Below are 21343 nucleotides of genomic sequence, written 5' to 3'. Positions count from 1 at the left end.
AAAGCCGCTGTTTATCAGCGGCTTTTTTATTCGCACACAACGGTGTTACGGCCGTTTTCTTTAGCTTTGTACAGCATCTCATCTGCTCGGCTAATCATCTGGTCGAAGTTGTCATCATCTTGTTCGATTAAACCGATACTCACCGTAACGGGTAGAACCTGATCACCAAATACAAATTCAGTGTCATGCACTAAGGTGCAGAAATGCTGCATCAGAATTTCTGCCTGATCTAAATTTAAGCCATTTAACAAAATGCAAAACTCTTCACCGCCAATACGTGCATGTAGGAAGCGGTTGAAGGATCGATCCAGCAGGGTTGCGAGTTGGGTTAGCACTGCGTCCCCTGCGTCATGGCCGTAGTTGTCATTAATTCGCTTGAAAAAGTCCAAGTCCATCATGGCTAAGCAGGTTTTATTGTTGGATTGTGCTAATAATTTTTCAGATTGTTCAAATAGATAGCGTCGGTTGTGTAGGCCAGTTAGGAAATCACGATTAGCAGCATCTTTGATCTGGGCTATGAGCTCCATCTGTTCGATGTTATGCATCACTCGGCAATGCAGCTCTTCATAGTTAAATGGCTTGGTTAGAAAGTCATTTGCGCCACTTTTAATAAACTTTGCAGATAAAGCAGGGCTGTCAGCTGCAGATAAACCGATGATTTTTAGCTCGGATGTTTCGTAATCCCGGCGAATATTTTGTACTAACTCAATGCCATTCATATTGGGCATCTCGTAATCGGTGAGGATGAGCTTAATTTCCGGGTCTTGCTGAAGTTTCGCTAGTCCCTCTTGGCCGTCGCGGGCCTCAATAACTTGGTAAAGGTGTTTTTCGAGTTGTTTGCGCACCATCAGCCGATAGGATGAAGAATCTTCGACTAATAAGACTTTTATCATTCGGTTTTTAAGTAAACGGTGAATTAATTGAACAGCATATTCGTAGGAGAAGCGGCTCTCTTTGATGATGTAATCCACCACGCCTTGTTGCAGCAGAGATTCACGTTTATCGTCGTCGTAACTACCTGTCAGAACGATTGTCGGTATGTTTTGCGCGAGAATGAGATCGACAATTTCGCCATTGGGCGCGTCGGGAAGGTTTAGATCAACAAGTGCCGCAAAAATATCTTCGTAGAGATCTACCTTTTCCTGAGCTTGAAGAAGGCTTTCACAGAAGATGACTTCCACAGGCAGATCTGCGGTTTGAAACAGTCTTTGTAGTACTCGGCTTACCAGCTGGCTATCTTCAACGACAAGAACTTTCATATCTAAACTCTAAATAGATGCGATTAATGTCTGGGTTAGCACACCTTTTCATAGTGTCATTTATGATTGCTTAATTGAAGGCTAAAACCACCCCAAATCTAGAAGCTTGTCTAGTAGTTTAGGCTAATATTAAAAGGGTAAGGGAGGGGGAATGAATGGCGATTTCTAAATCTGCTTTTCTCATGAGGACGGATTTAACTGAGCTGTTTGAGCTTTTGCTTAAGCAAGGCTTTCGGTTGCACGGTCCTCAAGTTCGTGATGGCGCGATTGTTTACGATGATCTTGATTCTGTTGAAGATCTTCCGCAAGGGTGGACAGATCAGCAGGTCCCTGGACAGTATCGGCTCAAGCATGGTGATTCTTTACGTCAGTTTAATTGGGCGAATGGACCCTCGGCTCTGAAGCCGCTTCTGTATCCTGCTCGAGAAGTCATCTGGCAAGCAAAGCGTGGTGGTGATGGTCGATTGCAATTTTTAGTGCCTGAACAAGCGCAAGATAAAGTTGCAATCATAGGGGTAAAGGCCTGTGACCTTGCCGCGTTGAAACTGCAGGATCAGCATTTTCTAGAAGGTGATTTTGTTGATCCCGGTTACCAAGCAAAGCGGCAAGGGTTGTTTTTAATTGCTGTTAATTGCAATGTATCTGCAGAAACCTGTTTCTGTGCCTCTACCGGTGATGGCCCTGAGGTTAGGCAAGCTTACGATATTTTGTTAACTGAATTAGACGATGGCTTTCTTATTCAATCGGGCTCGGATAAAGGTTCGGCTATGATCGATCAGTTGCCGCTGCAGGAAGTGACTGAAGCGATGACCGATATGGCCAAGGAACAGATTCAAACGGCTGCTAATCAACAAACCCGATCACTCAACCTTATTGCTAAAGATGATCTGCAAAGCCGAAGAGATCATCCGCAATGGAATGATATTGCCGAGCGCTGCCTTGCCTGCGGTAACTGCACTATGGTTTGCCCAACCTGTTTCTGCCATCGACAGCATGAAGAACCACAGCTTAATGGTGCTGAGAGCGAGCACGTCAGAGAGTGGGATAGCTGTTTTGGAGAATCTCATGGGCAGCTAGCAGGATTTCAAGTTCGACAAACCGTTAAGCAGCGATATCAGCAATGGATGATACATAAACTAGACACTTGGCAGACCCAATATGGTCGATCCGGTTGTACTGGCTGCGGGCGCTGTATGACCTGGTGCCCAGCAGAGATTGATTTTGTTGCAGAAGCAAACCTGATAACAGGAGACAAAGAATGAGTGTTTTCTGTCAGAAACCTTTGATTGCAACGGTTACTGAGGTGATTTGTGAATCTAAAACGATTTTTACGCTTCGTTTGCAGTTGGCTGATCTTACAGAGAGAGAGTCCTATAAGTTTCAACCGGGGCAGTTCAATATGCTCTACCTTTTCGGTGTGGGTGAGGTGCCTATCTCGATTGTTTCTGATCCTAAGGATGAGGGAGTCATTGATCACACCATTAGGATTGTAGGGCGCGTTACCGAAGGCTTAGCGAAATTAAAACAGGGAGATCAAATTGGTCTAAGAGGTCCGTTCGGTCATGGATGGCCTTTGCAGGACGCAAAAAATAAGGATCTTTTGATAGTGACTGGTGGATTGGGTTGTGCGCCAGTCGTAGCAGCAATTAATTATGCGTTGAAACGACGAGATCACTATCGACGCCTGAGTATTGTTCAAGGCGTTAAGCACAGTAATGATCTTATTTGGAGTGAGCGCTACGATAGATGGCGTCAGCTTGAGAATGTTGAAGTGTTTCTTGCTGCGGATGAGTCAGGACCAGCGTGGCCCTTCCATAAGGGCCGTATCACCGAGCTAATCGATCAAGTGACGGTTGACCCAAGTAATGCATTGGCGATGATTTGTGGTCCTGAGGGGATGATGCATGCAGCAGCTGAAAAGCTTATTGGTTTAGGGATAGATCCAGCTCAGATATTTCTCAGCTTAGAGCGAAATATGCAGTGCGCCATTGGGCATTGTGGTCATTGTCAGTTTGGCGCTGATTTTATTTGCAAGGATGGCCCTGTATTTCCTTACCCTGCTGTACGTGATCGTTTAGGTATGGAGGGCGTGTGATGAACTCTAAACCGAGTATTGCTGTGCATAAGTTTAGTTCCTGTGATGGTTGCCAGCTCGCTCTTCTTAATATGGGTGAGGCGCTGGTGACTTTAGCTACTCGCGTTGAGATTAAGCACTTTGCGGAAGCGGGTGTTTTGGATGAAAACGCAGAGGTCGATATTGCCTTTATCGAAGGCAGTATTGTGACTCAGCATGATACCCAGCGAATCCAACAGATTCGTAAGAACAGTCGCTATCTTATGACCATGGGAGCCTGCGCAACATCTGGTGGCATACAAGCTCTAAAGAACTTATCCAATGCACCGGAAACTTGGCCGGCCGCAATTTATCCACAGCCTGAATTTATCGATAGTCTGGATAGGTCAGAGCCAATCAAAGATCACGTTAAAGTTGATTTTGAACTTTGGGGCTGTCCGATCAATAGTCGCCAAATATCAACGGCGATCAGCTTGATGCTTGAGGGCGTCATGCCCCAAGATGAAAGCGAAAAACTCTGTATCGAGTGTAAACGCTCCGGTCAGGTCTGCACTTTAGTCACTGCTGGTGAGCCCTGTATGGGACCAGTGACAAGATTGGGTTGCGGAGCTTTGTGTCCCAAATTTGGTCGGGCATGCTATGGCTGCTATGGCGAAGCAGAACTGTCTCATCATACGGCGTTGGCACGTCGTTTATCGGGTCTAGGCCTTGTCGATGCAGAAGTTAGTCGGCGTTTTCGATTGATTCATCCTGACCTCAGTCCTTTTCCTAAAGGTGGTAATGGAGAGCTGAATGACTGAGCGTAAGATTCAGATTGATGTGCCCTCACTTGCTCGTGTCGAGGGGGAGGGGGCGCTCCATCTCAAGATTGAGCAAGGTAAGTTGCAGCATCTGCAGTTTAAGATTTATGAGCCGCCACGTTTTTTTGAGAAGTTTCTAGAAGGGCGGCACTTTTCTGAAGTTCCAGACATTGTGGCGCGCATCTGTGGAATATGTCCTGTGGCGTATCAAGTCAGTGCAGTGAATGCGTTGGAATCTCTGTTTCAGGTGCAGCTAACTCCGTGGATCATGGATATGCGGCGTTTGCTCTATTTAGGTGAGTGGCTGCAAAGTCATGGTCTGCATATCCATTTACTAGCGTTGCCAGATTATTTTGGCCATAACTCTGCTTTGGAACTCGCAGGGGAATTCCCGGATGAGGTTCGAAGAGGCTTTGCAATTCAGGATGCGGGTAATCGCATTATGCGCTTCTTGGGTGGGCGTTCTGTGCACCCTGTCGGCATTAAAGTGGGCGGTTTTCATAAAGCCCCTACGGTAGCTGAAGCCCTAGAAATCAAGCAGAGCCTGCAGGAAATATTGCCTCAAGCAGTTGCGATGGTTGAGTGGTTAGCTGAGGTTGAAATACCGGATCATCGGCAGGCTTTTAATTCAGTCTCGCTAACAGCGAATGGCTATCCGCTCGGTGAAGGCTGTCTTGTTAGTAGTTCAGGATTGGATATCACTGAGGACGAATATGAAACCTACTTTGTAGAGAGTCAGTCGCCACACTCGACGGCGCTGTGGAGTCATCTCAATGGCCAGGACTATCTGGTAGGCCCTCTGGCAAGGATTAATCTGAATCATCAACAGCTACCTGATTTTCTACAAAAGCTACTCCTTAAATTGGGTAACCCTTTTCCAAGTCAAAATATGTTCCACAGCATGTTGGCTCGTGGTGTGGAGATCTGCTTTGCTTTGGATGAAGCGATCAGACTGTTGGGGAAGTATGAGTCACCTGAAAGAGGTGCAGTTGAGGTAAGCCCGCAAGCGGGCATTGGATACGGTTGGAGTGAGGCGCCTCGAGGTTTGCTATGGCATCGATATATAGTGGATAAGGCTGGCTTAATCGTAGAGGCGAAAATTGTCCCGCCAACAAGCCAAAACCAAGCGCGTATCGAACAAGACTTGTTTTATTCCCTGAGTGAGTTTGGCTTGGATCAACCCGATGATCTTTTGCGCTTACATAGCGAAAAAGTGATTCGTAATTATGACCCTTGTATCTCCTGCGCAACTCACTTTCTAAAGTTAACAACGGAGCGTAAGCCTTGAAGTTAGGTGTATTGGGGTTGGGCTCTTCCCATGGGGATGATCAAATTGGTTGGGTGTTAGTGGATGCCCTGAAAGACCGGCTTCCTAAATCTGTGGTCTGCGAGAAATTAACCACCCCTGCCCACTCTTTAGTGACGCTATTGCCTCAGTTTGATCAGGTCATTGTGATTGATGCCTGTGAAATGGAGCAAAAAGCCGGTGAGTACAGGTATATTGAGGATGGGTCTGGGTTTTTGCATATGCAAAATGCGCCAGTTAGTAGTCATACTTTGGGTATCTCAGAGAGTTGGCAGTTGTTGCTTAAACTCGAACAATCTTTGCCGCAGATCAGTTTGTTTCTGGTTCAGTTAGGTCAAACTGAGACTATGGCGCCTATATCGGATTGTATATCTGAGCAGATACCCAACATGGTTGAACAGTTAAATCAAACGGTAAAACTTCGGTGTATAAACTAAGTTTCTTTGTTCCCGATGAAAATTTGGAACAAGTTAAAGCAGCTATCTTCGCAACAGGTGCAGGAAAAATTGGCAACTATGATTGTTGCTGTTGGCAGGTGCTGGGTCAGGGGCAGTTTCGCCCTTTGGAAGGTAGTGATCCGCATATAGGGCAGCAAGGTAATGTGGAGACGGTTGATGAGTGGAAAGTTGAACTGGTTTGTAGCGATGAGCTGATACGTCAGGCCGTTGATGCAATGAAATCGGCTCACCCTTACGAAGAGCCAGCCTACGATGTTTGGCGCTTAGAAGAATTTTAAAGTTGTAACCGAATGACAGGGAGGTAGAAGTGACGCAGTTATTGGTACGTTACTCTCGTATTCTGGAAATTGTTGGTGACATAGTTAAAGTGCATGTACCGTTAACAGATGGCGCTTCGTCTATCTGTTTTGGTGATCTAGCTTTAATCGAAAATGACAGACATGACGGTGCTGAAGCCAATTTGGCCCAAGTCATTTTGCTCGATCGTGAAGAGGTCTCGCTTCAGGTCTTTACTGGCACTAAAGGCCTCTCAACTCATTCGGTGGTTCGCTTCCTTGGTCGTTCCATGGAAGTTACTTTCTCTCCTAATATTCTAGGGCGCTCCTTCTCAGGAACGGGTCGAGCCATCGACAACGGCCCAATGCTCACAGAAGAGCCCAAAATTGAGATCGATGGGCCCACGGTCAATCCGGCTAGACGTGTTTTAGCATCGCATATGATTCGCACCGACGTGCCGATGATAGATGTGTTTAACTGTCTAGTTGAGAGTCAAAAAATCCCTGTTTTCTCTGTGGCAGGCGAGCCTTATAACCAGCTGCTAGCGCAGATCGGCACCCATGCAGACGCGGATGTGGTGGTTTTTGGTGGTATAGGTCTAGTGTTCGATGATTACCACTTCTTCCGTCAGGCATTTGAAGAAGCAGGCGTGCTAGCGCGTACAGTTATGTTTGTTCATCAGGGATCCGACCCCACCGTAGAAGGTTTGTTGGTTCCGGATATGGCGTTAGCTGTGGCCGAACGCTTTGCCGTTGAAGAGGGTAAACGCGTACTGGTGTTACTCACTGATATGACCGCATACGCCGACGCGCTTAAAGAGGTGGGCATCTCGATGGAGCATGTACCCTCAAACCGAGGTTACATTGGGGACCTCTACTCGCAATTAGCACGACGTTATGAAAAAGCCTGCGATTACAAAGGCGCAGGTTCGGTCACTATTCTTTCGGTTACAACAATGCCGGGTGACGATGTTACTCACCCTGTGCCTGATAACACTGGCTATATCACAGAAGGTCAGTTCTATCTGCATGATGGAGTGATCGATCCGTTTGGTTCTCTATCACGCTTAAAGCAGCATGTGATCGGCAAAGTCACCCGAGAAGATCATAGCCAGATTATGAACACTATGGTGCGTTTGTATGCAGAGTCTCAAGATGCTGCGCAGAAACAAGCAATGTCTTTTGAGCTAAGTGAGTATGACGAGCGCTTACTTAAATTTGGTGAGCTTTTCCGAGATCGGTTTATGGATATACATGTCACTATGCCGTTAGAACAAGCTTTAGATCAGTGTTGGCTGACGCTGGCTGAATGTTTTCAGCCGCAAGAGCTGTTGATGAAACAGGCGTTGGTGGATAAGTATTTTCCAGCGCAAAATCTAGCTCAGGTTTAAGGATGATTTGTGGCGAAGCTAGCACTCAATAAGACCACATTAAATCGTGAGGGCGGACGCTTAAAAGCGTTCCGTCAGTTCGTGCCCGCCTTAGATTTAAAGCGGAAACAGCTTCTGGCTGCGAGGCAAGAAGCCCAGCAGTTTCTGCAAACTAACCAACTAAAGCTACAAGATCTTCACCTTTGTGTATCTGAAAAACTACCAATGCTAGCGGGTGCGGAGATTAAGCTTAGCCAGTTGTTACAGGTTCAAAAGGTTGAGGTGAAATACAGCAATTTAGTCGGGTTAGAACTGCCTGAACTTGCAGAATTTAATGTTGAATTATCTGAATACTCGCGTTTGGTGTTGCCCCATTGGGTCGACACCGTTTTATTACTGCAGGAACAGGCCTTAAAGTTGGAAGTGGAGATCAGAATCTATCAACAACGCCTGCAGATATTGGAAGCTGGATTGCAGAAAACGACCCAGCGCTTAAATCTATTCGATAAGGTTTTAATTCCGCAGACTGAAAAAAATATTCGAAAGATCCGTATCGCATTATCAGATGCTGAGCGTGCGGGCGTTGTGCGCGCAAAAATTGCGAAGAATAAACGTCGGAGGCTGAAACTGTGAGTATTCTGTCTCTACAGAAAGCAACCTTGGTTGGGTTAACAGAGGAAAAGGCGTCTATTCTCGATGCTTTGCAAGCCTTGGGAGTCATGCATGTTATTCCTTTGGTAGCGCCGCAAAAATCTCAAGTGAAGCTAGAGCATCAAGTGAGCCCTGAACAGCTCCATGGCGTGTTGCATTATCTGCTGAACTCTAAGCAAAAGCGTAAGCAGGTAGTCAGTGAACGTCATTTTGATCTGCTAGAGGTCGTAGACAAAGTTGATCAAAACCGTAGCTTGCGGCTGAAGTTGGTTGAGCGGCATGATTTTTTACGTAAACGTATCAAAGATCTCAAACCTTGGGGGAGTTTTATCCTGCCTGAGGAAGGTGAGTTATACGGTCGTCGTTTGTGGTTTTATCTTGTACCTAACTACAAGATGAAAGAGGTAGAGAAAACGGAGCTGCCTTGGCAAAGGGTTCATCGAGATAATCGCTATAGCTATATCACGGTTATTTCAGAAACAGAGCCGCCGTTAAATGCTATGCCTGTGACCCGGACTCATACAGGCGCTATCCCTCTCGAGCAGTTACAACGTGAGTTGGAAGATATCGAGGTCGAGCTGGAAACCGTTGAAGCCGAACGCGAGGCTCTCACACGGTGGATCTATCTTTTGCAGCGCTCTATTGCGGGTACGGAGGATGATGCTCAGCTAGCCGAAGTATCCGATCAGACTTTAGATCGGGATGAGATCTTTGCTATTCAGGGCTGGGTCGCTGAGGACAGCATAGAGTCGTTACAGCACTTTGCTGATCAGAAAAGTATGGTGTTACAGCTCGAAGTACCTAAACCTGATGAGTTGCCACCGACACTGTTACAGAATCCAACCTCTGTCGCTGGGGGGGAAGAGGTGGTGAATTTCTTCCAGATGCCTGGCTATCGCAGTTGGGACCCTTCGCGGGTAGTGTTTTTCTCCTTTGTTAGTTTTTTTGCGTTGATTATGTCTGATGCAGGCTACTCGCTGTTATTGGCTGCGATATTGCTGTTTTACTGGCGAGATATGGGACGCTCAGAAACGGGGCTGCGTTTACGTGCGATGGGAACAGCTCTTTCTGTAGCAGGCTTTGCTTGGGGTGTGCTGGTTGGGAGTTACTTCGGTGCCCAAGCACCCTTTGCGTGGTTGCAAGGTTTTAAACTGATGGACCTGAATGATTTTGACAGCATGATGTTGCTCTCAATATCAGTGGGGGCGGTACATCTTATTTTGGCTAACTTGATGATGGCCTGGGTCAGGCGCGGTAGTACCCGAAGGTATGCAGCCCTAGGCTGGGCAGGTTCGGTCACTGTGGCCCTTTGGGGCTGGATCGTTGGTTTTGAGGTTTTTCATTGGTTGTTATTGGTGGCTTGTCTATCACTGGTCCTTCTTTTCTCAAGTGAAAAGTCAGAATGGAGCGTGGGTCGGTTCTTTGATGGTGTGTTGGCCCTTGCAGGGATTACTAAAATCTTTGGCGATGTTCTGAGCTATCTGCGTCTTTTTGCCTTGGGTTTGGCCAGTGCTTCGTTGGCGATGACCTTTAATCAACTTGCTGTAGATGTAGCGGCTGCGCTGCCTGCGATTGGGTTGTTATTCAAAGTGCTTATCTTACTGGTAGGCCATCTTCTCAATTTCGTTCTGACTGTGATCAGTGGTGTGATTCACGGTTTGCGTCTGAATTTAATCGAATTTTATAACTGGAGTCTTGCGGATGAGGGCTATGCCTTTCAGCCGTTTGCTAAACGGGAGGTTTCACCTTGGATAACCTGATTATTGCTTTAGGTTGGGCTGGTTTATACGGCCCAATGGCGTTAGGTGCAATCGGCAGCATGATTGGTTGTGCGCAAGCGGGTCAAGCAGCCTGCGGAGCGCTGTTAGAAACTGAAACAGGCCATGGACGTTATATCGGTGTGGCTGCAATGCCGTCGTCGCAGTCCATCTATGGCATTGTGGTTATGTTTGCGCTGAACCGAGAAATTACAATCGATAATGCACCGGGCTTAGCTGCCATTGGTCTGTTGTGTGGTTTAGCTCTTTTATTCAGCGCAGCTTGGCAGGGGCGTTGTTGTGCTTCTGCGATTAATGTCTCCAAAATACGTCCTGAGATATTTGGTATGTCGTTAGCGCCCGCTGCAATTGTAGAAGGTTTTGCAGTCTTCGCATTTATTTTTGCGCTGGTTATTAGTGCAGGCGTGCCTTTGTAATGGGGGAGTGTTGATGAGTAATGAACATAAAACTCATGCATCTTCAGGTGTTGAAGAGTTGATCGAAAAGTTACGCCAGCAGGGTGTGGAAAAGGGACAGCATGAGGCTGAGGCCTTGGTTGAAGAAGCTGAACATCGTGCGGATTGGCTGTTATCGCAAGCCAAGCAAGAAGCAGAGCAGATTGTTAGCAAGGCACGCAAAGAAGCTGAAAAGCTGCAGCAGTCTGGCGAAGACGCATTAAGGATCGCTGCTCGCGATATGCATTTGGAGGTCAGAGAAACCTTATCTCATTCTTTTACTGATCAAGTGGAACGTTTGGTTGCACAGCAGATGGATAATGCTGAGTTTATGCGTAGCTTGATTCTATCTCTCGTGGCTAAAGCAAGTCATGATCACGGCATCGCAGATGCCTCTGAAATCGAGCTGCTCCTGCCTGATGATTACATCGGCTTGGATGAATTACGCAGAAACCCCAAGGAGTATAGAGAGGGAATATTAAGTCAGTTTGTTCAGTCTCTTGCGGCTGAGCAGATGCGGGGTGGGGTCAGTTTTGACCTTCACCAAGGCAAAGGAATCCGTGTTCGTTTGCAAGGAGAAGAGGTGGAAGTTGATCTGAGTAGTGAAGCTATATCCAAATTGTTGTTAAAACATCTTCAGCCCCGATTTAGAGCGATCATTGAGGGAGTGATTCGCTAGTGTCGGACTATTACACCTTAATTACTGCGTTACCATGGCTGCCTGATCTAGAACAGTGTCAGCAGATGCCGCTATCGCGTATAGCATTGGATCAGCGTTTAACCATGCTGACCGATGCTGATAGACAGCAGCTAGCTTTGATTGAGCATCTTTATTATCCCGATGAGAAGGTGTTACGAGGATCGACGGATAGAGAGGTTGTGCAGCAGTGGACCGATCAACTTAATCAGGTGAATAGCGAAGCCCTGCGTCAGCGTATTCTTTTCCATTTGGAGCTGCGAACGTTGATGGCTGCACTTCGTAGTCGTTTAGCGGGTATGGAAAACTCAGCGTTGTTTTATGGCGTAGGTCGATGGTTGCCACGTATTCGAAAACATTGGTTTGAACCCGGATTTGGCTTAGAGGAAGTGTGTCCAGAGCTACAGCCTTTGCAGCGTGTTTTAGCGAAAGAGGATGCATTACTGGTGGAGCAAACCTTAAATCAGTGGTTGTGGCAGGACCTAGCGTTTTGTGAGAAACAACATAGGTTTAACTTCGAGGCGCTAGCATGTTTTGTGTTGCGTTGGGTCATTGCCGAACGCCATCTGAATTATGAGGCAGAAGCTGCCTTGACCGAATTTAAGCGGGCAAATTTACAGTTATTGGAAATTACAGGCCTAGAGCAACAGTTAGCTCAGGGGGAGGTCTAGTGGATCAAAAGATTACAGCTCAGGTAGTTGCAGTACGAGATGACATTGTCACCATCGAACTGGGTAAAAGTGACGAGGGTGTGTTTTATCCGATTCTGAAAAATGAGGTGGTATATATCTGCCCTGTTCGGACCGCTATGGATGGACGGCAGGAGTATTTGCAGGCGGAAGTGCTTCGGGTGCGTCATGGAGAGGCAGATGTTCAGGTATTTGAAAATACCCGCGGTGTAGCTGTTGGGGACCCTGTTAGGCAAAGTGGCGATATGCTTTCGGTAGCTCTTGGGCCTGGTTTGTTGGGGCAGGTTTACGATGGTTTGCAGAACCCTCTAGAGATCATTGCATCGCAGAATGGCTTCTTTCTTCCTCGAGGGTTAGAAGTTGAAGGGATTGATCAACAACAGCACTGGGCTTTCCAGCCCAGTATTAAAGTTGGCGATCGTGTTAAAGCCGGTGATCTGATTGGCAATGTTCAAGAAGGGCGATTTAAACATCGGATAATGGCGCCGTTTAACCTCTACGGTGAGGCAGAGATCAGCTGGATTCAGGAGGGGAGTTTCACGGTCACAACGCCAGTGGCACGTCTCCGTCTTGAGCACGGAGATGAGATTGAGGTCACTATGCAGCAGAAGTGGCCAGTGCGTGTGCCGGTGAGTGAGCCTTTACTTAGGTCGGGGAAAAGTAAACGGCATTATCCACAAGAACCGCTGCTTACTTCTATTCGGCTTATCGATACTTTTTTTCCTGTTGCTCGTGGTGGAACCGCATGTATTCCGGGACCGTTCGGTGCAGGTAAAACAGTGTTGCAAGGTTTGATATCTCGTTTTTCTGATGTCGATATCGTAGTGATTGTGGCCTGTGGTGAACGCGCCGGGGAGGTGGTGGAAACGATCACTGAGTTTCCAAATATGCCAGATCCGAAAGGTGGGACCTTAATGGATCGTACTGTGATTATCTGCAATACCTCATCCATGCCGGTGGCAGCGCGTGAAGCATCGATCTACACCGGGATCACCATCTCTGAATACTATCGTCAGATGGGTTACAACGTGCTGCTGATTGCCGACTCTACGTCTCGTTGGGCTCAAGCGATGCGGGAAACCTCGGGCCGTTTAGAGGAAATTCCAGGTGAGGAGGCATTTCCTGCTTACTTGGATTCTGCAGTGCGAGCACTCTATGAACGTGCTGGGTTGATTGAAAATAATGCCGGAGATATGGGGAGCCTTACTCTGATTGGTACTGTTTCTCCTGCCGGGGGTAACTTTGAAGAGCCAGTTACTCAGTCAACGTTGCGAACGGTGAAAACCTTTTTGGGCTTGAGTGCAGAGCGCGCTTATAAACGTGCTTATCCAGCGGTAGATCCATTGATTTCATGGTCGCGTTATCTAGATCAGCTTGCAGATTGGTATGCCGAGAATTTAGGTGCTGATTGGATTTCTCAGGTTAAGGATATGCAGCAATTGCTCGATCAAGGTGAGTCGGTTCAGCAAATGATGCAGGTGACGGGTGAAGAGGGTGTTACCTTGCAGGATTACATTCTTTATCACAAATCTATCTGTTTAGATCAGGTCTACTTGCAGCAAGATGCCTTTGATGATGTTGATATATCGGTACCAATAGAGCGTCAGCAAGCCTTGTTTTCACTATTAAGAACGGCACTTACATCAAGTAATGAGTTTAAGGATAAAGTTGAGGTTAGGGATTATTTTGTAGCCCTTACAGGGTTGTTCCGAAATCTTAACTATAGCCGTACTGATAGCCCTGATTATCGGCGCTATATGGATGAAATAAACACCAAGCTAAATCTGCGTTAGCCCACATCTGTACTGGTCTAATTTTAAGCTTCTGTTCTTTGTTGCAGGCTATAAATTATGGTAGTTTGATGCAGATCAATTTTTTGACCGGATGAATGGTCTGTTTCTTGATTGAACCTGTTAAAGTAGTGGGTCGGATCTTTTTGTTTGTATTGGTTCAGATATCGGATGTCTGCAGTGTTTATGTTCTATAGTGATGGGGAAGGGGATGCGGCTTCTATCCTCTGTCGGATGTATAGAGGTTTTCCTCAATGACAGCCCCTAATGTAGGTGCACTGCCGCGTTACCTCCTTTGGGGATCAGTTGCCATAGCAGTCATGCTATTAGCAGCTGTTGCCACACATTTTTTATATAAAAACCAACGAGATAGTGAGTATCGCCTAGCTTCTTTAGAGAAGGAGTTTATGGATAAAGGGCGAGAGCACCTAATTACTGAAATCGATAGTGCAAAAGACTATATCCAGTATATGGTGGCCCAAGCAGAGGCTGTTCTTAAAGAAAAATCTCGTGAAGAAGTTCTTAAAGCACATACGATCGCACAAACCATCTATGACCGCGAATCCCCTTTACGACCTGAAACAGAAGTTAAAGCGTTAATCCGTGAAACTTTGCGTGACCTGCGTTTCTTTAATGGTCGTGGTTATATCTTTATCGATGATGATCAAGGAATCTGTATCTTACTGCCGACTTCACCGGGTGTTGAAGGGCGCTCCCTGTATGATAATCAGGATGATACCGGGCATTACATTATGCGTGGTTTATTGGACGCCGTAGAGAATCAAGAGAAAGAGGGGTTCTCTCGTTATCGTTGGTACCCTCCTCACGATCAGACTCAGATGACGGAGAAGATCGCTTTTGTAAAATCATTCGAGCCCTATCGATGGATTATTGGGGCGGGTGATTACCTCTATCAAATAGAGAATGATCTTAAAGAGGAAGCTTTAAAGCGTTTGGAGACCATTCGTTTCGGTGAAAATGGCTATCTCGCGGTGTTTGATACTGAGGGGAATTTGTTATCGACTGCTGGCGTAAGTTCGCTAACTGGGGATAACCCCTCTGATAAAGTGAGTACAAAAGAGCGTAAAGTTTTAGAACTTATCTATGAGACGGCAGAAAACGGCGGCGGTTTTATCGAATATGAATGGTATTACCCTAACGGCGAGGGGCCTCACCCGAAAATATCATTGGTAGAAACTGTCCCTGATTTAGGTTGGGTTTTAGTCGGTGGTTTCTATCCGGATGACATCAAAAAGTTGATGGAAAAGCAGAAGGAGCTGGTTGAAAAGACCATGCGCCAGGATCGCGCGCAAATCTATACTTTCCTGTTTTTAGCTACGTGCGCCACATTGTCGCTGACGTTTGTTTTCTCTGGTTGGTTGAACCGACAATTTGGTAAATACCAGAACGAAATTGAAAATAAACAAAATGCACTCCTTTTGGCCTCTCGCGTTTTTGATAACGCCAGTGAGGGGATTATGGTGACGGATGCTGATTGTCGCCTCTTAGCGGTTAATGACGCTTTTGTTGATATAACGGGATATTCAGCCGATGAAGTGATAGGGCGAAATCCGCGCTTAATGCAGTCTGGTCAACATAGTGCCGACTTCTATAAGGAGATGTGGGAGGAGATTGACGCCAAAGGCGCTTGGGGCGGTGATATTTGGAATCGTCGCAAGAATGGCGAGATATTCCCGCAGTGGCTCTCTATTCGTGCATCTCACAATGAGCAAGGTGAAGTTCAGAACTATATCGCAGCTATTACTGATCTGACGGAGCGTAAAGAAGCAGAGGATAAGCTGCGTTACTTATCTGATTATGATTCTTTGACTAATTTACCAAACAGGCGTTTGTTAGGTTATCGGGTTGATCAAACGATTTCTTTGAGTTGTCGAGCGACAAAACAGCGTTTTGCGCTTTTGTATATTGATCTAGATAACTTTAAAAATATCAATGATAGTCTTGGGCATCGTTTTGGTGATGAGATACTTCAAATGGTCGCGGAACGCATTCAGCATGAGGTGCGTGAAGGCGATACAGTGAGTCGCTTGGGCGGAGATGAATTCAGTGTCCTTTTACCTAATTTGAAGAATCTAGAGCAGGCAGCGAATTTATGTGAACGCATTATTCACAAAATATCAGAGCCTTTGCAAAGCGACAGTCATTTGATGATTACACCAAGTATAGGTATTTCAGTATTCCCGGATGACGGAGATGACTTCGATCAGTTACTGCGTAATGCGGACGCTGCAGTACACTTTGCTAAAAATCAGGGTCGCAATAATTATCAGTTCTACACAGCTGAAATGAATCGACGGGCTTCTGAGCGTCTACAGGTTGAGATCGCTCTACGTAAAGCGATTGAACATCAGGAGTTTGAACTTTATTACCAGCCGCAAGTAAATCTATCTGATGGCTCTTTAGCTGGTTGTGAAGCGCTTATTCGTTGGCAGCATCCTAATTTAGGTTTGGTTCCACCAAATAACTTTATCCCGCTCGCTGAGGAAACAGGTTTGATCCTGCCTATTGGTGGCTGGGTGCTTCAGCAAGCTTGTCAGCAAGCGGCTGAGTGGGGTAAACAATCTGATCAGCCGTTTACCATGTCGGTGAACGTTTCTGTCCGTCAATTTAGGCCTGAATTGGTTGAAGAGGTTAGAGCTGCTCTACAAATTTCTGCGATAGCCCCAGCTTCACTGGTATTGGAAATTACTGAAAGTACGTTGATGCATGATCAGGATAAGACCTTACAGTTGTTGCATGATCTCAAAGGATTAGGTGTTCAGCTGTCACTGGATGATTTTGGTACGGGTTACTCCAGCATGGCTTACTTGAAACGTTTCAATCTGGATCAACTGAAGATCGATCGCGCTTTTATTGATGATCTGCCAGGTAACCCTGATGATGCTGCAATTAGTGCTGCAATTATCGATGTGGCGAGTCACTTTGGATTGATTACTGTCGCTGAAGGTATTGAAACAGCCGAGCAGGCCGAGTTCTTGGCTCAGGCAGGTTGTATGGAAGGACAAGGTTACTATTACGAGAAGCCGATCCCGGCTGATTCTGTGACTGAGCGTTACTTTAGCTAGTTATGAACTTGTGATGAGTTAAACCGCTTCTTTTGGCTGTTGCATGGAGCGGTTTACAACATTTTCCCGCAATGGGAAGTGGTTGTTTTTGCGATCAGCAAAGTAATAAGTTAACGCCTTCTTGATGGTTGGGAAGGCGAGTTCATCCCAAGGGATCTCATCTTCACTAAATAGCTCAACTTTCAATGATTCTGGACTGATCGAATACTCAGGTTTGTCCATATAGGCCAGATAGAGCATTTGTACCTGATTTACATGTACGATTGAGGTTATTGTGTAGAGGTGGCTGATCTTAACCTCCGCATTTGCCTCTTCTCGAGTCTCTCTCTTGGCGCCTTCTAAGGTGGATTCATCGTTCTCCATAAATCCAGCAGGCAATGTCCAAAAGCCTTTGCGTGGTTCAATCGCACGTTTGCAAAGCAAGACTTTATCTTGGTAGATCGGCACGCAACCGGTAATAATCTTTGGGTTTGAGTAATGGATGGTATTGCAGTTGTTACAGATATGCCTAGGCAGATGATCCCCTTCAGGAACACTGAAAGTAAGTGAGCCAGCGCAGTTTGGACAAAAGTTCATCGAATTAACCTAGGTTTGTTAGCTGTCTTAAGGCGTGAAATTCACGAATAACCTAGATTATCATCATGTAGTTAAAAAGCGAGGGCCAAGTTTCTCTTGGCTGTTCATTCAAAAGCTCTGTTACTATTAAGCTATATAGTATTCAATCTATGCAGGCCTTCAGTTTTAAAAGATACGCTTATGCTCACAATTATTCGCGAGCGTTTAGTGGGGTTTGAACCTCGCAGCTTGCCTGATACATCGCCTAAAGCCAGCGTTTTGATCGCTTTGACCGATCATGACGATCCGCATGTTGTGCTGACTAAACGCTCGGCAACCCTGTCATCTCATAGTGGGGAGATAGCATTTCCGGGCGGTAAATATGATGACACGGATACGGATCTTCTATTTACAGCCTTACGTGAAGCTGAAGAAGAGATTGGCCTTGCTCCTAGGCATGTTGATGTCATTGGGCAGTTAGGACAGGTGAGATCAAAGCATGGATTGCAGGTAACGCCATGGGTGGGCGTGATCCCTTCAGATATTGAATTTACTGCTAACCCAGCTGAGCTAGATGAAATTTTTACAGTGCCGTTGAGTTTCTTTCTTGCGGATAACCGTTATTCAACGGATGAGATACGTTTCAAAAATCAGAGTATCTATGTTCCAGCATGGGAGTTTAATGGTCACATAATTTGGGGCTTAACTGCCTATATGTTGGCAGAGTTATTAAATGAAGGTTGTGGAGCTAATATTCCAATGAAACCACGGCCCGAACATAAAGTTCGTCATTTCACTAGTGGGTCTTGAGGGGGACTATGTTGTATTCGTTGGGTGAGCAAGCTGTATCCTTAGTGGGTGAAGAGCACTTTGTGGCGGATAACGCGACTGTTATTGGTAATGTAGAGCTACATGATTGTGCTTCTATCTGGTTTAACGTCGTTATCCGTGGCGATAATGACCCTATCGTTATCGGTGAAGGGAGTAATATACAAGATGGTTCGGTGTTACATACCGATAGCGGCTTCCCAATGAACATCGGTAGGGATGTAACTGTTGGGCATATGGCGATGCTTCATGGCTGTGAAGTGGGTGATGGCTCGCTTATCGGTATCGGTGCCGTTGTCTTGAACGGAGCCAAAATTGGTAAAGGTTGCTTGATCGGTGCTAAAACATTGGTGCCGGAAGGGATGGAAATACCGGATAACTCCCTCGTGGTGGGCTCTCCAGCTGTAATTAAGCGTACGTTGAGTGATGAGCAAGTGGAAGGTATTAGGCAGAATGCGCTTCACTACGTCGAAAATATGCGTCGATTTAAGAAAGAATTAACAGTTCAGAAGTAGAAGTATGACCGAGCAAGAGAATAAACCTGTGCCAAATCCTTGTGTAGGAGTTTGTGCGCTGGATGAGAATGACTTATGTATTGCCTGTCAGCGCAGTGGTATCGAGATTGCTGAATGGGGTGTGTACTCAAATGATGAAAAGCGCGCTGTTTGGGAAAAGATTAAGCTGCGTGAGCAAGGTCAGTTGCCGGAGTAATTCGACATGAAGGTTATGATTGATATCTGTATCGTCCCTTTAGGTGTCGGTGTCTCAGTATCTGAATATGTGGCGGCTTGTCAGAAGGTTTTTGATGAGGCAGGTCTAAGTCACCAGATGCATGCGTATGGCACTAATGTGGAAGGTGGCTGGGATGAAGTGATGTTGGCGGTGAAACAATGTCATGAAATTGTACATGAGATGGGCGCGCCGAGAATAACGACATCAATGCGCTTAGGTACGCGTACTGATAGAGAGCAAACGATGCAGGATAAAGTGGACAGCGTTCAAGCCAAACTTAGTTAGAAGCTTGGTTAAATGACTCCCTTTAGTAAAGCAGTTACCAAGGGAGTCGATCTTCTGAACTCTATTCTTCTACCGGTTTAGGCAGGGCGATGATGCGAGCGGTTTTAATTACATTGTCGCTGACTTGCAGTGTTTCGATGCGGTAGTGTTCCAACTGAAGGCAAACGTTAGCATCAGGAATTGATTCCAATGTTTCTGTAATTAGGCCGTTCATAGTTTTCGGGCCATCAGTTGGTAGTTCCCAATCCAGCGCTTTGTTTACATCACGGATATAAGCGGTGCCATCGACAAAGTAGCTACCGTCTTCCTGCAAAAAGATATCTTGATCGGCTTCTTTGTTGTTCGATGACAACTCACCCACGATCTCTTCTAGGATGTCTTCTAGCGTTACAATGCCTTGCACATCGCCATACTCATCGACCACCATGCCAATACGGCGGTTTTGAGATTGGAAATGCAGTAACTGCGTCTGCAAAGGGGTGCTTTCCGGAATAAAATAAGGCTCTCTGATTACTTGAAGGATCGCTGCCTTAGTTACTGTGCCGCTGTGGAAAACCTGCGCTAGATTGCGCATGTGCAGTAGGCCAACAACCTTGTTTAGCTCACCTTGATAGACAGGTAGGCGAGTATGCTCGGTGCGGCTTAATTGCGCGATAATCGTATCAAGGTCATCATCTAGGTCGATTCCCAGTACCTCGTTACGTGGCACCATGACATCATTAACAGTTACTTCTGATAGTTCTAAGACACCAAGAAGCATGTTCTGGTTGTTTTGCGGAAGCAGTGCGCCTGCTTCGTGTACCAGCGTGCGCAGCTCTTCAGTACTTAGGTGATGACTGTTATCGCCGGTTACATTTACACCAAATAGCTTAAGGAAGTTGTTAGTAATGCCGTTGATGATCCATACAAGTGGATAAATCAGTTTTAACAGTGGTGCCAGAACTAAAGAGGCAGGAAAAGCGATCTTTTCCGGGTGAATTGCAGCCATCGTCTTTGGAGATACTTCTGCAAAGATAAGGATCAATACAGTCAAGCCAAAGGTGGCAACCATAATGCCGGCGTCGCCCCATAAGCGAACACAGATGACAGTGGCAATAGCCGAAGCAAGGATGTTTACAAAGTTGTTGCCGATCAGAATGACGCCAATCAGACGGTCTGGTCGTGCAAGGAGTTTGCTGACGCGAATAGCGGCGCTGTGCTTTTTCTTAACTAAGTGTTTTAGGCGATATCGGTTGAGCGACATCATGCCTGTTTCGGAACTAGAGAAAAAAGCGGAACAAAGGATCAGGAAGCCAAGGACTCCCAAGAGAAAACTTATCGATGCGTCTTCCAAGACGGTATGCCTATATTAGTAATGGAGGGATATTTTTAAATGTGGCTAATAGAGTGTCAAGCCATACTCTCGATTAATACGTGCTTTTATCTGAATATCAGATAAACCATTCCATTACGGCTTTGCTACCAAAGAAACCAATCGCCAGAATCACAAAACTTGTGATTGTCCAGCGGATGGCTGCATTTATTCTCCAGCCAAAACTATTTCGGCCAAATAGCAAGATGGCATAGAGCCCCCAGGCAATCAGGGAAAGCACGGTTTTATGCACTAGATGCTGAGCAAATAGGTCTTCAAAGAAGATAAAACCAGTGACAAGAGCAGCGGTTAGTAGCGTAAGTCCTGTCCACAGCATCTCAAACAATAGGCGTTCCATTGTTTGTAATGGTGGCAATGAGGACACTAAACCGCGTGTGTGATGATGCTTAAGCGCCGAAACTTGGCGTGAAAGCAAAATGGCTTGAATTGTTGCAATGGTGAAGATGCTATAAGCCAAGATAGATAGCAGTATATGGAGGATCAACCCAGCATCGTAGGCTTTGCCCTCGCCGACACCGGCAATCCAAGTGGCTAATACCGTCATGGCGGCCATTGGGAATACGGCGATAAATAGGTTGTCTATGCTCTGACGTAAGCTGCTGAGTAATACTAAACCCGCTACCAGCCAAGAAATCAGTGAGCCAACACTAAATAGGCTGAGGTTAATACCGCCCGGTTGGTGTAGAACTAAAAAAATCGCAGCTGTGTGCGCTACCAGCCCTGCTAGTCCCAAGGATTTGTTGATAGAGCGAGATTGTTTGCGGTCTCCGCGCATTATTTGCCATTGTAAAAAACCTGCGGTTGAGTAAAGCAGAACGGCAATTAATGTAGAAATGGATAACATCTTCGTCTCTTCTGTCCAGTGTTCCTGGAGAACAGTGTTTACAGGGTGGAGTGTAAATCG

Annotated in this window: 22 protein-coding genes; 18 read left to right on the top strand and 4 right to left on the bottom strand. The window is 46.1% G+C overall.

Features of this window, described 5'->3' with window-relative positions:
* Positions 1–26: 26 nt before the first annotated feature.
* The gene (locus ACMXYR_RS14830; protein WP_415902181.1) at positions 27–1259 is read right to left on the bottom strand and encodes a diguanylate cyclase; all 1233 of its coding nucleotides are present in this window, start codon (positions 1257–1259) and stop codon (positions 27–29) included.
* A 155-nt stretch (positions 1260–1414) separates the two neighbouring features.
* Here ACMXYR_RS14830 and ACMXYR_RS14825 point away from each other — a divergent pair, with 155 nt between their 5' ends.
* The 14 genes from ACMXYR_RS14825 to ACMXYR_RS14760 all read left to right on the top strand — a co-directional run bounded on the left by ACMXYR_RS14825 (position 1415) and on the right by ACMXYR_RS14760 (position 16667).
* On the top strand, positions 1415–2521 hold the full coding sequence (locus tag ACMXYR_RS14825; RefSeq protein WP_415902180.1) for a 4Fe-4S dicluster domain-containing protein: 1107 nt from the start codon (positions 1415–1417) through the stop codon (positions 2519–2521).
* Positions 2518–3354 (top strand): FAD/NAD(P)-binding protein, encoded by an 837-nt coding sequence (locus tag ACMXYR_RS14820; RefSeq protein WP_415902179.1) that lies wholly within the window; start codon positions 2518–2520, stop codon positions 3352–3354. Before ACMXYR_RS14825 ends, ACMXYR_RS14820 begins: the two co-directional genes overlap by 4 nt.
* Positions 3354–4133 (top strand): sulfhydrogenase subunit delta, encoded by a 780-nt coding sequence (locus ACMXYR_RS14815; protein WP_415902178.1) that lies wholly within the window; start codon positions 3354–3356, stop codon positions 4131–4133. Before ACMXYR_RS14820 ends, ACMXYR_RS14815 begins: the two co-directional genes overlap by 1 nt.
* A complete protein-coding gene (locus ACMXYR_RS14810; protein ID WP_415902177.1) occupies positions 4126–5421 on the top strand; it encodes a Ni/Fe hydrogenase subunit alpha in 1296 nt (431 codons plus the stop codon). The genes ACMXYR_RS14815 and ACMXYR_RS14810 overlap by 8 nt, the downstream gene beginning before the upstream one ends.
* Positions 5418–5876, top strand: coding sequence for a hydrogenase maturation protease (locus ACMXYR_RS14805; protein WP_415902176.1), 459 nt, complete (start codon positions 5418–5420; stop codon positions 5874–5876). The genes ACMXYR_RS14810 and ACMXYR_RS14805 overlap by 4 nt, the downstream gene beginning before the upstream one ends.
* The gene (locus ACMXYR_RS14800) at positions 5864–6175 is read left to right on the top strand and encodes an NGG1p interacting factor NIF3 (RefSeq protein ID WP_415902175.1); all 312 of its coding nucleotides are present in this window, start codon (positions 5864–5866) and stop codon (positions 6173–6175) included. The genes ACMXYR_RS14805 and ACMXYR_RS14800 overlap by 13 nt, the downstream gene beginning before the upstream one ends.
* A 29-nt stretch (positions 6176–6204) precedes the next feature.
* The gene (locus tag ACMXYR_RS14795) at positions 6205–7563 is read left to right on the top strand and encodes a V-type ATP synthase subunit B (RefSeq protein WP_415902174.1); all 1359 of its coding nucleotides are present in this window, start codon (positions 6205–6207) and stop codon (positions 7561–7563) included.
* 9 nt (positions 7564–7572) lie between these two features.
* Positions 7573–8175, top strand: a complete 603-nt coding sequence (locus ACMXYR_RS14790; RefSeq protein ID WP_415882570.1) for a V-type ATP synthase subunit D — start codon at positions 7573–7575, stop codon at positions 8173–8175.
* A complete protein-coding gene (locus ACMXYR_RS14785) occupies positions 8172–9953 on the top strand; it encodes a V-type ATP synthase subunit I (protein WP_415902173.1) in 1782 nt (593 codons plus the stop codon). The genes ACMXYR_RS14790 and ACMXYR_RS14785 overlap by 4 nt, the downstream gene beginning before the upstream one ends.
* Positions 9941–10387 (top strand): ATP synthase subunit C, encoded by a 447-nt coding sequence (locus ACMXYR_RS14780; protein WP_415882568.1) that lies wholly within the window; start codon positions 9941–9943, stop codon positions 10385–10387. The genes ACMXYR_RS14785 and ACMXYR_RS14780 overlap by 13 nt, the downstream gene beginning before the upstream one ends.
* A gap of 13 nt (positions 10388–10400) precedes the next feature.
* Positions 10401–11084: an ATPase gene (locus ACMXYR_RS14775; RefSeq protein ID WP_415885979.1), complete on the top strand. Its 684-nt coding sequence runs from the start codon at positions 10401–10403 to the stop codon at positions 11082–11084.
* Positions 11084–11773 (top strand): DUF2764 family protein, encoded by a 690-nt coding sequence (locus ACMXYR_RS14770; protein WP_415902172.1) that lies wholly within the window; start codon positions 11084–11086, stop codon positions 11771–11773. Before ACMXYR_RS14775 ends, ACMXYR_RS14770 begins: the two co-directional genes overlap by 1 nt.
* Positions 11773–13584, top strand: coding sequence for a V-type ATP synthase subunit A (locus ACMXYR_RS14765; RefSeq protein WP_415902171.1), 1812 nt, complete (start codon positions 11773–11775; stop codon positions 13582–13584). The genes ACMXYR_RS14770 and ACMXYR_RS14765 overlap by 1 nt, the downstream gene beginning before the upstream one ends.
* A 251-nt stretch (positions 13585–13835) precedes the next feature.
* A complete protein-coding gene (locus tag ACMXYR_RS14760; RefSeq protein WP_415902170.1) occupies positions 13836–16667 on the top strand; it encodes a cache domain-containing protein in 2832 nt (943 codons plus the stop codon).
* An 18-nt stretch (positions 16668–16685) separates the two neighbouring features.
* Here ACMXYR_RS14760 and ACMXYR_RS14755 read toward each other — a convergent pair whose 3' ends face one another.
* Positions 16686–17243 (bottom strand): NUDIX hydrolase, encoded by a 558-nt coding sequence (locus ACMXYR_RS14755; protein ID WP_415902169.1) that lies wholly within the window; start codon positions 17241–17243, stop codon positions 16686–16688.
* Positions 17244–17423: 180 nt separating this feature from the next.
* Here ACMXYR_RS14755 and ACMXYR_RS14750 point away from each other — a divergent pair, with 180 nt between their 5' ends.
* From ACMXYR_RS14750 to ACMXYR_RS14735, 4 genes are read left to right on the top strand one after another with little or no spacing between them, the layout of a single operon-like run.
* A complete protein-coding gene (locus ACMXYR_RS14750) occupies positions 17424–18032 on the top strand; it encodes a CoA pyrophosphatase (RefSeq protein ID WP_415902168.1) in 609 nt (202 codons plus the stop codon).
* Positions 18033–18040: 8 nt separating this feature from the next.
* The gene (locus ACMXYR_RS14745; protein WP_415902167.1) at positions 18041–18565 is read left to right on the top strand and encodes a gamma carbonic anhydrase family protein; all 525 of its coding nucleotides are present in this window, start codon (positions 18041–18043) and stop codon (positions 18563–18565) included.
* A gap of 4 nt (positions 18566–18569) precedes the next feature.
* Positions 18570–18761, top strand: a complete 192-nt coding sequence (locus ACMXYR_RS14740) for a DUF1289 domain-containing protein (RefSeq protein WP_415885970.1) — start codon at positions 18570–18572, stop codon at positions 18759–18761.
* A gap of 6 nt (positions 18762–18767) precedes the next feature.
* Positions 18768–19067 (top strand): MTH1187 family thiamine-binding protein, encoded by a 300-nt coding sequence (locus ACMXYR_RS14735; RefSeq protein ID WP_415902166.1) that lies wholly within the window; start codon positions 18768–18770, stop codon positions 19065–19067.
* A 61-nt stretch (positions 19068–19128) separates the two neighbouring features.
* Here the strand turns inward: ACMXYR_RS14735 and ACMXYR_RS14730 are convergent, their stop codons facing one another.
* Both ACMXYR_RS14730 and ACMXYR_RS14725 read right to left on the bottom strand, forming a co-directional pair.
* Positions 19129–20400 carry an HlyC/CorC family transporter gene (locus ACMXYR_RS14730; protein ID WP_415882558.1) on the bottom strand — a complete coding sequence of 424 codons (1272 nt, stop codon included), beginning with the start codon at positions 20398–20400 and terminating at the stop codon, positions 19129–19131.
* 97 nt (positions 20401–20497) lie between these two features.
* On the bottom strand, positions 20498–21283 hold the full coding sequence (locus ACMXYR_RS14725; protein ID WP_415882557.1) for an inner membrane protein YpjD: 786 nt from the start codon (positions 21281–21283) through the stop codon (positions 20498–20500).
* Positions 21284–21343: the final 60 nt, after the last annotated feature.

Origin of the sequence: Neptuniibacter sp. QD29_5 (genome assembly GCF_047778125.1) — a bacterium.
Classification (GTDB): domain Bacteria; phylum Pseudomonadota; class Gammaproteobacteria; order Pseudomonadales; family Balneatricaceae; genus Neptuniibacter.
Note: the sequence above shows the minus strand (reverse complement) of the source record. Positions and strands in the feature narration are given on the sequence as shown.

Coding starts and splice junctions, on each gene's coding strand:
- ACMXYR_RS14830 (WP_415902181.1), bottom strand. CDS start 1,259: ATGAAAGTTCTTGTCGTTGAAGATAGCCAGCTGGTAAGCCGAGTACTA.
- ACMXYR_RS14825 (WP_415902180.1), top strand. CDS start 1,415: ATGGCGATTTCTAAATCTGCTTTTCTCATGAGGACGGATTTAACTGAG.
- ACMXYR_RS14820 (WP_415902179.1), top strand. CDS start 2,518: ATGAGTGTTTTCTGTCAGAAACCTTTGATTGCAACGGTTACTGAGGTG.
- ACMXYR_RS14815 (WP_415902178.1), top strand. CDS start 3,354: ATGAACTCTAAACCGAGTATTGCTGTGCATAAGTTTAGTTCCTGTGAT.
- ACMXYR_RS14810 (WP_415902177.1), top strand. CDS start 4,126: ATGACTGAGCGTAAGATTCAGATTGATGTGCCCTCACTTGCTCGTGTC.
- ACMXYR_RS14775 (WP_415885979.1), top strand. CDS start 10,401: ATGAGTAATGAACATAAAACTCATGCATCTTCAGGTGTTGAAGAGTTG.
- ACMXYR_RS14760 (WP_415902170.1), top strand. CDS start 13,836: ATGACAGCCCCTAATGTAGGTGCACTGCCGCGTTACCTCCTTTGGGGA.
- ACMXYR_RS14755 (WP_415902169.1), bottom strand. CDS start 17,243: ATGAACTTTTGTCCAAACTGCGCTGGCTCACTTACTTTCAGTGTTCCT.
- ACMXYR_RS14750 (WP_415902168.1), top strand. CDS start 17,424: ATGCTCACAATTATTCGCGAGCGTTTAGTGGGGTTTGAACCTCGCAGC.
- ACMXYR_RS14745 (WP_415902167.1), top strand. CDS start 18,041: ATGTTGTATTCGTTGGGTGAGCAAGCTGTATCCTTAGTGGGTGAAGAG.
- ACMXYR_RS14740 (WP_415885970.1), top strand. CDS start 18,570: ATGACCGAGCAAGAGAATAAACCTGTGCCAAATCCTTGTGTAGGAGTT.
- ACMXYR_RS14735 (WP_415902166.1), top strand. CDS start 18,768: ATGAAGGTTATGATTGATATCTGTATCGTCCCTTTAGGTGTCGGTGTC.
- ACMXYR_RS14725 (WP_415882557.1), bottom strand. CDS start 21,283: ATGTTATCCATTTCTACATTAATTGCCGTTCTGCTTTACTCAACCGCA.